The sequence below is a fragment of the Flavivirga spongiicola genome, from assembly GCF_030540825.1.
GTDB classification, from domain to species: domain Bacteria; phylum Bacteroidota; class Bacteroidia; order Flavobacteriales; family Flavobacteriaceae; genus Flavivirga; species Flavivirga spongiicola.
In genome coordinates this window covers 268636-284608 of the sequence record NZ_JAUOEO010000001.1, presented here as the reverse complement: position 1 = coordinate 284608, position 15973 = coordinate 268636, and the positions used below count along the sequence as shown (strand labels likewise).

General features: G+C 34.5%; 7 protein-coding genes. All 7 read left to right on the top strand.

Features of this window, described 5'->3' with window-relative positions:
* Positions 1 to 23: 23 nt before the first annotated feature.
* On the top strand, positions 24 to 3533 hold the full coding sequence (locus Q4Q47_RS00955) for a SusC/RagA family TonB-linked outer membrane protein (protein WP_303304783.1): 3510 nt from the start codon (positions 24 to 26) through the stop codon (positions 3531 to 3533).
* Between the two features lie 6 nt (positions 3534 to 3539).
* Positions 3540 to 5042: a SusD/RagB family nutrient-binding outer membrane lipoprotein gene (locus Q4Q47_RS00950; protein ID WP_303304782.1), complete on the top strand. Its 1503-nt coding sequence runs from the start codon at positions 3540 to 3542 to the stop codon at positions 5040 to 5042.
* A gap of 21 nt (positions 5043 to 5063) precedes the next feature.
* A complete protein-coding gene (locus Q4Q47_RS00945) occupies positions 5064 to 6791 on the top strand; it encodes a LamG domain-containing protein (protein WP_303304781.1) in 1728 nt (575 codons plus the stop codon).
* Between the two features lie 128 nt (positions 6792 to 6919).
* The gene (locus tag Q4Q47_RS00940) at positions 6920 to 7579 is read left to right on the top strand and encodes an MORN repeat-containing protein (RefSeq protein ID WP_303304780.1); all 660 of its coding nucleotides are present in this window, start codon (positions 6920 to 6922) and stop codon (positions 7577 to 7579) included.
* Positions 7580 to 7606: 27 nt separating this feature from the next.
* Positions 7607 to 9253, top strand: coding sequence for an alkaline phosphatase family protein (locus Q4Q47_RS00935; RefSeq protein ID WP_303304779.1), 1647 nt, complete (start codon positions 7607 to 7609; stop codon positions 9251 to 9253).
* Positions 9254 to 9480: 227 nt separating this feature from the next.
* A complete protein-coding gene (locus Q4Q47_RS00930) occupies positions 9481 to 13575 on the top strand; it encodes a T9SS type B sorting domain-containing protein (protein ID WP_303304778.1) in 4095 nt (1364 codons plus the stop codon).
* A 154-nt stretch (positions 13576 to 13729) separates the two neighbouring features.
* Positions 13730 to 15169, top strand: a complete 1440-nt coding sequence (locus tag Q4Q47_RS00925) for a sulfatase (RefSeq protein WP_303304777.1) — start codon at positions 13730 to 13732, stop codon at positions 15167 to 15169.
* Positions 15170 to 15973 lie beyond the last annotated feature (804 nt).

Sequence of the window (15973 nt, the reverse complement as noted above, 5' to 3'; positions counted from 1 at the left end):
CTAAATTAATAACATACAAATTTATGGAAATTAAATCAACCAATGTTCTTTTTTACTTTAAAAAGAAATTATTAATTATCATGATGAGGTCTTTTATCTTCTTATTCTGTACAACGCTTTTTAGCCTTACATCAGGTAATATTTTATCTCAGAATACAAAAATTAAAATAAAAACAGATAAAGTTTTAACTGTAGATGAGGTTTTTGATCTTATTATGGAGCAAACAAGCTACACCTTTATATATCAGGTGGATATGTTTAAGGATTTTCCGAAAATAGGCCTTAAAAAAGGTGTAATTGGAGCTAATAAGCTTTTAAAGAAAAGTCTTTCTAACAAAGATTTTAATTTCAACTTTACAGATAGTAATACCATTATTATTAAAGAGCAAGAAGAAATTCCTATAGAAGAACGACAAGGAAACACTATAACAGGAACAGTTACAGACGAGAGGAATGTTCCTTTGCCAGGAGTAAATATTATAAAGATAGGAACATCTACAGGTGCTCAAACAGATTTTGATGGGAACTATAGTATTAAAGCTGAAAAAGGAGACGTTTTAGAGTTTACCTATATAGGTATGAAAGCTGTAAGAGTTACAGTTGGAGACGAAAATGAAATAGATGTTATACTTAAAGAAGATGCAGCAAAATTAGAAGAAGTTGTTGTTACTGCTCTTGGAATTAGAAAAGAGAAAAAGCGTGTCGGTTATGCGACTCAAGAAGTTAAAGGTGATGCCTTACAAAAAGCAATTTCTCCTAACATAGTAGAGTCTTTAACAGGTAAAATAGCCGGTGTTACAGTAATTACTAATGGCGCTGATTTCTTTTCTGACCCAGGGATTTTCTTAAGAGGAGAAAGACCCTTAATAGTGGTAGACGGTGTCCCACAACCTAATAGTGATTTTTGGGATTTATCATCAGATGATATAGAAAATATTACGGTATTAAAAGGTGCAGGGGCATCCGCTTTATATGGTTCTTTAGGATCTAATGGCGCTATTCAAATTACAATGAAGTCCGGTAGAGGTTTAACCGGAACTCAAATTTCATATAATTCTTCGACGACCTTTCAAAATGGATTCTTAAGAATTCCTAGAGCACAAACTGAATATGGTCCTGGAAATACCGGGAGATATAGATTTGGTGGTGGTTTGGCCGGAGGAGACGGTTTAACTCAAGGTGGTGGAATTAACGATTTTGACTACTCCTTATGGGGGCCTAAGTTCGATGGAAGATTAATAGAACAGTACGACTCACCTATAGATCCTGTTACGGGGTATCGTATTCCCACGCCTTGGATATCGAGAGGAGAAGATAATCTAAAAAACTTTATGGAAGTTGGACATGTTACGTCTCATAACCTTACGGTGCAGTCGGGATCGGATAAAGGAAGTTTTATTATTTCTAATACCTTTAAGAATGCAAAGGCTTCTACGCCGGGACAACGATTAGATATTAATACGTTTAGATTACGAGGTAATCTAATTTTATCTGATGCTATCAGTATTGATGGGTCATTACAGTATAACTACCAATATTCAGACAATAGAATTAGAGGAACGTATGGGCCTACGTCACCAATATATTTATTATCTATTTGGGGAGGTGCACATTTTGATGTACGTAATTTTAAACATGTTTGGCAACCGGGTAAAGAAGGTATAAAGCAGGACTTTGTAGAGAATTGGAGATATAACAACCCTTATGCATTATCTTATGGATGGAAGCGTCCGTGGACAAAAAATAATATTACGACCTATTTAAAAGGGAATTTTAAAATTAATAAAGATTTAAAAGGTTTTGTAAGATCTACTTTGAATTGGTATTCCTTAACTAACAATGAAGAAATCTCTAAGGATATCTATGATTATGATATTAATGATAGGGGAGGACGATTTAGATACAATGCCACACGTTATTTTGAAAATAACACCGATTTTTTATTAATGTATAATAAAGAGTTTTTTAATGGTGATTTTGGTATTGATGCAAATTTAGGAGCTAATCAACGTTACTTAAGAATAGAAAGAGAAAGTGCGGCTACAACGCAATTAATCATTCCGGAGATATTTACTTTAGATAATTCTACAGACCAGGTAACACCTACAAGTTCTAAGGAGTTTAAAGGAGTATACAGTGCATATGCATCTCTGGATTTATCATATAAAAACAGATTGTTTTTCGGTATGACAGGTAGAGTTGATAAATCTTCAACATTACCGGAGGCTAACGATTCTTTTTTCTATCCTTCAGTATATACCAGTGCAGTAATAAGCGATTTTTTCGATCTACCGGATCCAATAAGTTACTTAAAGTTAAGAACCTCATATGCTCAGGTAGGGGGAGATTTAGATATTTATGATGCGGTTAATTCATATGAGACTGATAGATGGAGAAATCAACCAACAGCTAGTTTTCCTAGAGATACAGACGATGATTTTGTTATAAAGAATCCAAATATAAAAGCATCATTTACAAATTCGTTTGAGTACGGTTTTGAAATGAAGTTATTTAAGGGTCGTATAGGTATAGACTTTTCGTATTATGAAAACGAGTTTGGACCTCAGATATATACGCAGCGTTTTTCTGATGCTTCGGGATGGGATGGAATTTTACAGAATGGTAGAACCACGGAACGTAGAGGAATGGATTTTTCACTTACGGCTACGCCGGTTAAATCTGAAACCTTTACCTGGACAACCATCCTTAATTTCGATAAGTATAAGCATTACTTAACATCATTACCTCCGTTGCAAGATGGCACAGTTCCGGAATGGGAAGGAGACCAAGATGCTAGTTTTAAAACCAGAGTGGGTACCCGCCTATCAGACTATTGGTATTATGTATGGGAGCGTTCTCCAGAGGGGCAATTAATTATAAGAGACAACGGTCTGCCAAGAAGAACACCGTTTAAAATAAATACAGGAAATACACAACCGGATTTTACAGCGGGTCTTAGTAATACTTTTACCTATAAAAACCTATCTCTTAATGTATTATTCGATGGAAGTTTTGGAGGGGTTACTCAAGACCGTTACGAAAGAGATTTATGGAGAGCAGGAGGGCATCCGGATGCTATTCACTCGGAAAGAGAGCTATCTAATATAGCTTATGTAAATGGTACAGATCCCAGAACTATGCAAATAGAAGGTGTAAGAATAGCATCCGGAGATGTAACATACGATCCGGATGGTAATATACTGGAAGACACAAGAGTTTTTGAACCTAGTACTTTTAAAGTGGATTATCAAAATTGGGCTTCAGGTTATAAAGCAGATTGGCCTAGCGTTATTAAAGATAAAACATTTGTTAAGCTAAGAGAGGTGACTTTGACGTACAGATTCTCATCTAAGTTGTTAGATAAAACATTTTTAGATGCCGCGACAATATCACTTATTGGTAGAAACCTATTCTATTGGACAAAAGATGATTTTTTCGGAGATTTAGATACCTATAGACTCACTGTTGGAGATACGAATCTGCAACAGCCCTCACAAAGGTCTTACGGATTCAATATTAACTTTCAATTTTAATTAGTTATGATAAAGATATTCAAGTTTGCTATTATAGTAATATGTTTAGGTACCTTTAATAGTTGTTTAGATTATGAGGAGTTAAGGGAAAATCCTAACAATCCTAACCAAGTGCCTCCAAGTTTAATTTTTACAGACTTAACACCCGGACCCGTTGAGTCTTTTGAAGGTGCTTATGAGCGTATGCAATACCATGTAAATATTGGTACAGATAATATTAATGAACCAAGTTTTATTAGCGGTTTTGGAGGAAGTTTTAATTATGGGACATTAAGAAATGTGGCTAAAATGATCGAGGAAGCAGAAAAAGTTGGTGCTCCAGAGTATGCCATTTTAGGAAAATTTTTTAGAGCTAGAACGTATATAGAAATGACCAGACGTATGGGAGATATTCCTTTATCGGAGGCAGAACAAGGAGCTGATATTCCGCAACCTAGATACGATTCTCAAAAATCGATATATATCCAGGCCTTAAATTGGTTGGATGAAGCCAATTCTGAGCTAGGCGATTTTATTGCTGCGAATCCAACTAGACTTTTAGAGGGAGACCTTTATTATAATGGTAATTTAAAGCAGTGGCAAAAGTTGATTAATAGTTATACACTACGAATTTTAGTATCTCTAAGCAAAAAGGAAAATGACACGGATGTTAATGTTAAAGGTCGTTTTCAGGCGATAGTATCAAATGGAACCAAATACCCTTTAATGACAAGCATCGCAGATAATGCTGAGTTTACTTTTAGTAATGAAGATGGTTTTAGACAGGATTATAATCCAAATTGTGCCGTTTGTAGAGAAGCTGAGATTTATGCAAGCACCTATATAGATTTATTGAAGGCTAAACAAGATCCGCGTTTAATGCAAGTAGCAGACCCAACCAGAGATGCGGTAGAAGCTAATCCAGGTGATTTAGCGGCGGTTAAAGCAGATTTTGACTCGTATGCCGGAGCCGATATTTCTGCTGAAGGTATTGTTAATTCTGCAAAGAAATTAGACGGTGATTTTTCATTACCTAATTTTGACAGGTATTGGAACTTTGTTGGTCAACCAGCTGTGTTAATAAGTTATTGGGAACAAGAACTTAATATAGCTGAAGCGGCTCATAGAGGATGGATACCAAATAGCCCAGCTACACATTATAATAATGGAATTACAGCTTCCATGGAGTGGTACGGCGTAGATTCTGCAGATATAGCAGATTATCTGTCTACTAATCAGCCTTACATTGTCGGAGATGCCGGTTTAAAAAGATTGTTGGAGCAAAAATACATTGCTTTTGCTGAAAATTCTGGTCAGGAATCCTTTTTCATGACTCGTAGAACAGGTGTACCAACCTATGTGTTCTCAAGTTTTAATGATATAGATCCAGGTGAAAGCTACCCTATTCGTTGGACCTACCCAGGTTCTGAGGATGTTAATAATAACGAAAATTATAGAGCAGCTTTAGTGTCTCAGTTTGGTGCAGAAGTAGATGATAGAGATCAAATAATCTGGTTACTTAAAGATTAATAAAACTTTAAAAATTTTAAGATGAAAAAAATAAATATATTTAAATATAAAATCATTATTTATTTATTGTTTGGGGTTGTTTTATTAGTAAATAATGCCTGTACAATAGATAAGGGAGATGGTTGGGCAGATGCCAGATACTTAGAAAATTTCGATTTCTACATATATCATACAAATCCTTTGACTGGATTAGATTACACAGAAGAAGAGTTATCTGCATTATTGTATGATCCAAAAGCAAAAGAAGAATATGCAGAAGGTCAACCAGTTGAGATTACTATAGTTTCAGCTAAAATGCCTACAGAAATAAAAGTGCATTCTGGGGTAGATTTATCGGTATTAGCAACCATTACTAATTTTACACAGGTAGATGGAGAATACAGATCCGATATGTTTTCGTCCAGTTTAGAAGATTTAGGCTTGTTAGAAATAGGAGATAAAGGAGCAGTCAAGGTCTACATCTCATTTGTAGATGGTACATTTGGATCGGCTGAGTTTGGTATTAAAAGGGTTAAGTTTTTCGATCCTAATGCCATTGTAGATACGTTTGTATTCTTAAAGAAGAGTACAGGAGAAACGATTCCTTTGCGTATAGATGAAAAGGTTACTTCCAGAGTTAAAGATGGTGCTTATGGATCTATCGTTGAGTTAGATGGAGTAGATGACCAAGTAGAAATTCTGGATATTCCAGAATTGGGTTTTAGATATGATAGCGATTACTCTATAGGATTTTGGGTGAATACCACTTCTACAGATAGTGATCCGGTAATTATTGGAGACCAGGATTGGGGGAGTTCTTCTAATCCGGGGTTAACAATAGCCCATAGAGGGGATAACTGGCGTGTAGCAACAGCAGATGGATCTACAAAAGCTGATACAAATTATGATGGTGCTTATAACGATGGAAATTGGCACTATTTAACTGTTACTTTTGATAGAGATGGGAATATGACTTTATATCAGGATGGCGTTTCTGTTGCAACAGAAAGTATGGCCGGAGTGGGTAATTCGAAAAGTGGAAACCCACTTCGTGTAGGTCAGGACGGTACCGGTGGTTACGGACAATTCTTTCAAGGTAAGATAGGAGAGGTTTCTATTTTTGACTATGCTTTAACAGCAGAGCAAGTTGCTAATGTTTCTACGCCTAAGACTGGAGTTCAGTTGAAAAAGCAAGGTGGTTCGGTAAAAAATGTACCGGTAGTAAATGCTGGTGGGGTTATAAGTGGCGAAGAAGATAGATTTACATATGAGTTTAATGGAACTGATCAATATGCTACGATTAATGACTCAGATTTAGGATTTAGATACGATAGTGATTACTCAATCTCTTTTTGGGTAAATACAACTTCTGGTGATAGTGATCCGGTTATACTTGGTGACCAGGACTGGAATAGTTCTGGAAACACAGGATTAACCATTGCTTTTAGAGGAAGTAATTGGCGAGTTGCTTATTCCGATGGAACTAATAAAGCAGATACAAACCATGACAGTAATTTTAATGATGGTGGTTGGCATTTGGCGACTGTTACTTTTGATAGAGATGGTGATATGAAAATGTATGTTGACGGAGCTGTAGTAGCTAGTGAACCTCTGTCTGCTGTTGGTACTGCAAATAGTGGTAATCCATTGCGTTTAGCTCAAGATGGACCAGCTACATATGGTCAGTTTTTTCAGGGTAAAATAGCTGGAGTCGTAATTTACGATTATGTGCTTACAGATGCAGAAGTTTCTACATTATTTAATCAATAGTAGTAGTATAGTTAGTTTGGTTTAAGTTAGTTTTTAAATGAGGGGGGTGTAATGATAATTATATCCCTCTTTATGTTTTAGCGAATAAACATTATAAGAGATTTGTAGTATAATAAAAGATAAAAATTATGAAACATGTTTTTTTAGTAGGAGTCCTAGTGTTTTTTTGCGCAAATAATATTTTGGCACAATCTGATTGTAAAGTAAAACTAGAAGCATTAAATGTAAATTATAAAGGCGATTGTAAAAAAGGTTATGCTCAAGGTTTTGGAGAGGCCAAAGGAAAAGAAGATTCTTATAAAGGAAACTTTAAAAAAGGATTGCCTCATGGACAAGGAACCTATATTTGGGGTAATGGAACTAAATATCAAGGTAGTTTTGTAAAAGGAAAAATGCATGGTAAAGGTGTTTTAGTTATAAAGAAGGATGGTAAAGAAGAATTTAAAAAAGGATACTTTGAGTGGGGAAAATATATTGGAGCGTATAAAAGCCCTTATGTGGTAACCTCAAAAAGAGAAGTTAAGAACGTATATGTTCAAAAGGATCCATCTTTAGTTAATGGTGAACAGTACCAAATTACTATCAGGGTTAAAAGTAATGGTAATTACATCTTTCCATTAATGACAGTAATTGATGAAAATGCAAGTAATTACAATGGAAAAATTATAAAAAATGTCAAATTCCCATGTAAAAAAATAGATATATCGTTTAATCACGAAGGCTTTTCAAGTCGAGTGGTTTTAGATATTTATAGGAAAGGAAATTGGCTTATAGAAATAACAATTTAAAGAACTTCATTATAAATATATTAATAAATGAGAAAAGCTATATTAATAATAATATTAGGTGTACAGGTTTTATCATGTAGCAAAAAAAGTGTTAAAGAAGAAACACCACCTCCAACACCTGGAGAGGAAATCACTAAAAAAGTATTAATTATAGGGATAGATGGTTGCAGGCCCGATGCCATAACGGCGGCCAATACACCCAATCTGGATGCTTTAATAGCTAACGGCACTTATTCGTTAGATGCCAGAAATATAAAAACAACTTTTAGTGGACCGGGATGGTCATCTATGTTAACAGGCGTATGGGAAGATAAGCATGGAGTGACTGATAATTCCTTTAATGGTTCCAATTTTTCGAATTACCCACACTTTTTTAAATATATAGAAGAAAGCAATCCCGTTTATCGCACAGTATCGGTATCACAATGGCACCCTATTAATGATAAGATTGTGCTTGCTCATGCAGATGCAACCAGTAATGCGCAAGACTCTAGTGAGGATGTTAAAAATAAAGCAGTAACAGAGTTGGGCGTTGAAGATTTAACAACACTATTTGTCCATTTTGATGATGTAGACCATGCAGGGCATGGTTCTGGATTTAGTCCAACAAACCCTAATTATTTAACTGCTATAGAAACGGTAGACCATGCCATTGGCAGTGTTATAACAGCCCTAAAAGGACGTGCTAATTATAGTAAAGAAAACTGGTTGATACTTGTTAGTACAGACCATGGAGGTTTAGGCACTAGCCATGGAGGAAATAGTGAGGAAGAGCGTACTATATTTGTAATAGCCAGTGGAGATACGGTTCCTAAAAAAGAAATAGCAAAAACCACCACACAAACAACAGTTCCTCCGGCAGAGAATTGTTTAAATAGTACCACAGAGCTTGAGTTTAAAGGAAACGCAAGTATTAGTATTCCAAACAATACTTCGCATAGTTTTGGAACGTCTCAAGATTTTTCAATCGAGTGCCGTTTTAGGTCAGATGCACCCAATGATGTAAGCATTGTTGCAAAGAAAGATTGGGGCAGCGGTTTATTGCCGGGGTATGTGTTTTCATTTAAGCCCAGTACTAAAAAATTTAAAGTCAATGTAGGTGACAGCACCAACAGGGTAGATGTAGAAACAGAAGAGATCACAGATAATAAATGGCATACCGTAAGTGCTACATTTGACCGAGATGGCATGCTCGATGTATATATAGACGGCGTTTTAAAGAACAGCGCATCAATGGCTGGCATAGGAAATATAGATAATACTTTCCCTTTTACCATAGGAGCCGATGGGAACAATGCCTATAAGTATAATGGCTATATTGCAGAAGTAAGGGTTTTTAACACCTTATTGAGTGCTGATGATGTTGGTACATGGACATGCAAGGTTCTAGACAATACACATTCTAAATATGCAAATTTACAAGGGCATTGGAAGTTGACCGAAGGAACAGGCAATACCATTACAGATTCAAGTATGAATTTGGCACATGGAACATTAGCAGAAGGAGTATGGAAAGACGCTACAGTTAGCGAAGTGATAGATGTGCATAATTATGATAATACCCCCAGAATAGTTGATGTTGCGGTAACAGCATTAAACCATTTGTGTATTCCTGTACAGAGTAGTTGGGATTTAGATGGGAGTTCCATTATTAATACCGACTGTTCAGAATAACTATTGTTTTATGAACTCATTTTGACTTTTTTTATTGAAGCTAAAAATTAGGCTTTTGTTCTCAGATTGAGGTTTTTTGCACTTCAAAGTAGTGTTACGAAGTAATAGATCTATTAAAGCAAACTATAAAAAAATCTAGGTATAAGAAATATTTATAAATAAAATATCAATTATAACGATTAACATAAAAAAATTAATAATCTTTGAGGTACTATAATTTGGTAATATTGAAATACATTTTAAAACTATCATTATTTTTATTTGCATATAGTGCTTTGTCTCAAACGTGCCAAACTATAGATTTACAATTAGATAGTTACTCACCAGCCAAAAATGCTAGTGGGATTATTAGAGTTTGTGTAAACCAAACCATCACGCTTGAAGGGAGTGCTACATTTTCAAGTAATTCAACTGGAGCTATTTATGAATGGGATTTAGGAGATGGGAACACCATAGCAGGAACAACAGCATCATTTTCGTATACAACACCTGGGGTTTATATCGCTAATTTAAGAGTTAAAGGTACTACACCTACGCGATGCACAACATCAAAAAACATAGATCAGGTTATTCAAGTGTCAACTGAGCCTACCTTCTCTAAAACAGAAGCGCGAGATACGGTACTTTGTTTTGGAGAATCAACGACTATTGAAGGCCATGTCAATACTACTAAATTTGACGATAATTGCACCCCTCCTGTTGGATCTAACACTGTATTGCCTGATGGAAATGGAGTTTCTTATGAAACCTCTGTTTTTGTTGATTGTTTTAATTCTGGAGAAACCTTATCGAACATTAATCAGCTAAAAAGTATATGCTTGAACATGGAGCATTCTTTTGTTGGAGATTTGCATATTGACATCATTTCTCCTAGCGGGCAAACGGTTAGAATATTATCCAGTCAAGGAGGGATTACGGCAAATTTTGGACACCCTTGGGCTGATGGACATAGGGGAGATAATACAGGAAACCTTACACCCGGCATAGGTAGTGAGTACTGTATTGTCCCGGATAATAGTTTACCAACGTTAAAACAAGGCATTGTTAGTGGAGGAATTTTTACACTGGAAAACGGTCCGGGTACCTATATCGACGACTACGTGCCGGCTGGAAATTATAGATCTGAAAACCCTTTAAATGGTTTGGTAGGATCTCCTTTAAATGGCCAATGGAAAATACGAATAATTGATAATATTGGAGGAGATAATGGAACTATTTTCAGTTGGAGTATTGATTTTGATCCTAGTATTTTACCAGTAGACTATTCGTTTACACCAAGTATTGTTTCTGAAACTTGGGATGTGGATGCATCTATCATAAATACTTCAGGTAATGATATTATTGTGCAACCAACTACTGCAGGAACACATTGTTATACATATAGAGTAGTTGATGATTTTGGTTGTGAATATACTAAGGAGGTTTGTATAGAAATGATTAGAGAAGTTCTGGTAACATCACCACCTATAGATATTTTTAATTGTGATGTTGGAAGTGATGGTATAGAAGTTTTCGACTTTGCTAATAATAAAAACTTGGTTTTAGGGAGTCAACCAGCTTCTGAAGTAGTGGTCTCATTTCATCCTGCAGAAGCTGATGCTAGAGATAATAAAGGTGCTTTACCTACTTTGTACACCAATACATTAATTACAGAAACTATATGGGTACGGATAGCTGATCTTACACAAACATGTTTTGAGATAGCAAGTTTTAATATTAATGTAGTACCAATTCCTATAGCGAATCAGCCAGTTGATTACGAGTTATGTGATGATGGATTAGATGGCAGTGATATTAATGGAAAGGTTCTTTTTAATCTTTCAACCAAAACTAATGAGGTTTTAGGGGGGCAATCTGGAGTAGACTTTGCAGTAAAATTCTATGATACAGAAAATAAAGCCGATGTAGGTGTTTTGGGAACTGAAATTATAGGAGATATTTCTAATACAACGAACTCTCAACCTATATATGCTCGTATTGAAAATAGGCTTAACAACACTTGTTATGATACAACGTCTTTTAATTTAATTGTCCATCCATTGCCTATAGTAACCCCGGTTGTTGAATTAAAGCAATGTGATGATGATTCTGATGGACGAAGTTTATTTAATTTAACAGAAGCCAATCAGTTAATTTCTACCGATTATTTAAACGAGACTTTCACGTATTATTTAAGTGATGCCCAAGCCAAAACAGGTTTAGTTACAGATCAGATAACAAATTTCATAGCTTATCAAAACCCTACTCCTATAACTGGGAGTTCCATTTACGCTAGAATAGAAACTGCCAATGGTTGTTATAGAACATCTAGGGTAAATTTAGTAGTTGGCGTGTCTCAAATACCAGCATCATTTAATACCTTAGAGTATTATATATGTGATGATAAACAAATAGACAACGATAATACTAATGGTATAGCTGCCTTTGATTTTAGTGATGCTGAACAAAAAATAAAAGATATCTTCCCATTACCACATAATTTTACTGTAACGTTTTACAACAATGAAGCCGATGCTTTAGCAGAAATAAATCCGATAGTAGATATTAGTAATCATAGAAACGAAGGTTATCCTAATATCCAAAATATTTATGTAAGATTGGATAGTGATGCTGTAAATGCCTGTTTAGGGTTGGGACATCATATCACTTTAAACGTTGACTCACTACCAATTAAAAATACCATAGTAGATTATATTCTGTGTAGTGATACCAATGAAGCAACTTTCGATTTAAGTACTAAGCTGCCTGAGGTAATAGGAACACAAACACGCCCTATAATTGTTACTTACCATGAAAGCAAACAAGATGCTATAGATAATAACCCTATAACAACAACGCCTAATACATATTTAAGTGAAGCTAAAACCATTTATGTACGCGCTCAGTTTGACGATAACAACGACGGAATTTTAGATCCACAAGAATGTGTAAGTACAGATATGTCGTTCAATTTGGTGGTAAGTCCTAATCCGGTCATCTTTACTCCAGATCCAATTAGAATATGCAATAATCAAGTCGATACGTTTTACGATTTAACAGTTAGAGAAGATCAAATTACAGGAGGAGACACTTCAATAGTGCTGCAATATTTTAAAACACAAACAGACTTAGATACCAATAACTCAATAGCAGATCCAACCCAATTTAATAACGCCTTGCTAGATAATACTGTTTTGGTTTTGGCGACAGGCACAAATACCTGTACATCGGTTATTACAATGGAATTGAAAACCATTATATATGATGTATTAAATGTAACCCCAACACCAATAGAAGAATGCGAAATAGATAATAATGGTTTTGATAATTTTGATGTTCGCAGGAGAGAGATCGATATATTAAACGGATTAAATCCCTTAGACTTTGACTTCTTTTATTATGAACAAGAAACCGATGCTATAGCAGGAAATAATAATGCGATACAAACTCCCGGAAACTTTATCAATACAGTAAAAGGCACCCAAACCATATATGTTAATGTAAAACCAAAAGCAAACGAATGTTCTCAAGTCGTTCCTATAACCTTGATAGTAAACCCCGTACCAGAGATTGGTATAGAAGACGAATATGTAATATGCCTATCAGCAAATAGTACATCCATTCCTCCGGTATTAAGTACGTTCTTAGCGAACCCTCCTATAGACACCAAATTAAATATAGTTGAGTACTCCTTTCAATGGTATAAAGATAAAGAAGGCTTAGCAGTAAATCTTATAGCAGGTGCTACAGGTGCTACATACACTCCAACTGAAGAAGGCGATTATACAGTAATAGCAACCAATAGAATTACAGGCTGTACGATCCCGGCAACAACATTAGTTATAGGATCTTATCCTCCAGAGCGTATTACTATAGAATTGGGCTCAGATGCCTTTTCTGGGAATAATATATTGGAGGTAACTGTAACGGGGAATGGTGATTATGAATATCAATTAGATTCCGGAGAATGGCAAAGAGAAAACAGATTTGAAAACGTACCTGGTGGTACGCGCACAGTTTATGTACGAGACCTGTACAATTGTGATAAGGTATCAGCAATGCAAATTGTGATAGACTATCCGAAGTATTTCACACCCAACGGGGATGGTATAAACGATACATGGAATATAAGAGGTATTGCGACACAACCCAATGCCAAGATTTATATATATGATAGATACGGTAAGCTGCTAAAACAATTAAGCCCTATAAATTCAGGATGGGATGGTACTTTTAATGGAAAATTAATGCCAACAAATGGTTATTGGTTTACAGTTGAGTACACAGAACCTAGAGATGATGTTATACGGGTATTTAAGGCACATTTTACACTTAAGAAATAAATGATGATTTGATTAACCCTATATAACCATTACAACCCTATGCAGATAATTTTAATCGAAAAGAATTTTCTCGAGGCTTGCCTCTGGGGAGTTCATTAAAATTATTAAAACGATAGTTAAATATAGATAAATAATGTTTAATTTTAAAATAAAAATGAACGGGAAATTTTATTTATATATAGGTATAGCTTTATTTTTTTTCACGTCATGTGCAAAACAAGAGCAGCAGAAAAAAACAAATTTTGTTTTTATTCTTGTTGATGATTTGGGGTGGACAGACCTAGGATATAGTGGTAGTGATTTTTACGAAACACCAAATATTGACTCTCTAAGTAAGAAAAGTATTTTGTTTACTAATGCCTACGCTTCTGGTTCAGTGTGTTCTCCATCTAGAGCCTCAATCATGTCAGGAAAACACCCGGCGAGAAGTAATATGACTGATTGGATACCAGGAGATGATCCTGATAATAAGATGTTATTGGGTCCTAAAGATTTAGATGAACTTCCTTTAGAAGAAAAAACAATAGCAGAAGTATTAAAAGAAAATGGATATGCCACCTTTTTTGCAGGTAAATGGCATTTAGGTCGAGATGGGTTTTTTCCTGAAGATCAAGGTTTTGAGATAAATAAAGGAGGTTACCACAGAGGTAGTCCAAATAGTTACTACTCCCCTTATAATAATCCAAAACTGGCAGACGGTTCCAATGGAGAATACCTTACAGATAGACTTACTAATGAATCTATAAAATTTATTAATGAAAGGAATAACAATCCTTTTTTTCTTATGCTCTCATATTATTCAGTGCACACCCCCATACAGCCAAGTAAAAGAAATATTGAAAAGTTTAATGATAAATTGAAGCGTATGGGGGGTGAAAAAGTAGAAATAATAGATGAAGGTATTGCTCAAACAACGATTAACCAAAGAAACCCTGCTTATGCTTCTATGGTTTATGCGCTTGACGAAAATATTGGAAAGTTAATAAAAGCACTTAAAGACAAAGGAATATATGATAATACTACGGTCATTTTTACTTCAGATAATGGAGGGCTTAGTACATTAAATAAAAATAGTAATTGGGTTGGTCCTACATCTACACTTCCATTAAGAGGAGGTAAAGGGTGGTTATACGAAGGAGGAATACGAGTACCTTTACTTGTAAAGCCTGCAAAACATAATGACAAACAAAGAATTGTTGATGCGCCAGTTATAGGACATGATTTTTACCCTACAATTTTATCTCAAGCCAAAATTCAGAAACCGAAAGATTATGTACTAGACGGATATGACATATCAAAACTATTTAATAAAAATACTGAATTAGATAGAAAAGAAATATTTTGGCATTATCCACATTATCATGGTAGTGGTTGGGCTCCTGGAGCAGCTATAAGACAGGGGCATTGGAAATTAATTGAATTTTATGAAACCAACTCTGTGGAACTGTATGATTTATCAAAAGACATTTCTGAAAAGAATGAACTTTCTTCTCAATATCCAGAAAAAGTAAAATCTCTTAGAGATAAACTTCATCACTTGCAAAAATCAATGAATGCTAAAGCAGCAACTCTCAATCCGAAATATAAAATATAAATCATTTACTTCCAAATAGTATTACTTTAGCTCTAAACCACTTTAAATGGCATTGTTTTTTTGTAATTTAATAATGCTAAAAAACGGATAAAATTTATATTTAAAAGTTGCTTTTTTATAAAAGTTTCTAAAATAGGATTCTATTTTCTTCCATGGTTAGATAAGAGCCAAATCTATTTGGATTTATAATTTAAGCTCAAAGGGAATTGACCCGACTCTACATTTTCATATAATTGGTATTACATAACACTATTAATTTTTTTGATTTTCAGCATTTTGTGTTTTTTATGAAATTGGAAGAGCACAAACCATGATTTAAATATTTAGTGAACTCATAGGAATTATAAAGAGTGCTTTTAAAATAATCTTTAAAAAGGAACAAGATAATTTACAGTAACATTGTGTAGTGTATTATACTATTATTTTTCCTTTTTGAGTTTTTATTTTTCATAAATGCTTTTATAATCAATTCCGATGGTACCCCCAGTAGTTTACTATAATATGCTTCTGTATGCTTAAGTACATTTGGATATGCATTTTATATATGTGGTTGCTTTGTAAATGTATCTGTGTCGTTCTGTATACTCGTGAGTGTTAAAAAGCATATTTGTGAGCTCATGGAATTTCTACTCTAGGAGATAATGAATGTAGCTTCATTTCTTAATTTTTTAACTATCCATAATATATTGTAAATTGAAATTCAATAATTTATTTTTGATATATTCAGAATATTTCGAAAAGAGTGAGTCATAAATTAATTGATAACATTATAAATGAATAATTTATTTTTTTACATTTGCTATA

Coding starts and splice junctions, on each gene's coding strand:
- Q4Q47_RS00950 (WP_303304782.1), top strand. CDS start 3,540: ATGATAAAGATATTCAAGTTTGCTATTATAGTAATATGTTTAGGTACC.
- Q4Q47_RS00935 (WP_303304779.1), top strand. CDS start 7,607: ATGAGAAAAGCTATATTAATAATAATATTAGGTGTACAGGTTTTATCA.
- Q4Q47_RS00940 (WP_303304780.1), top strand. CDS start 6,920: ATGAAACATGTTTTTTTAGTAGGAGTCCTAGTGTTTTTTTGCGCAAAT.
- Q4Q47_RS00925 (WP_303304777.1), top strand. CDS start 13,730: ATGAACGGGAAATTTTATTTATATATAGGTATAGCTTTATTTTTTTTC.
- Q4Q47_RS00945 (WP_303304781.1), top strand. CDS start 5,064: ATGAAAAAAATAAATATATTTAAATATAAAATCATTATTTATTTATTG.
- Q4Q47_RS00955 (WP_303304783.1), top strand. CDS start 24: ATGGAAATTAAATCAACCAATGTTCTTTTTTACTTTAAAAAGAAATTA.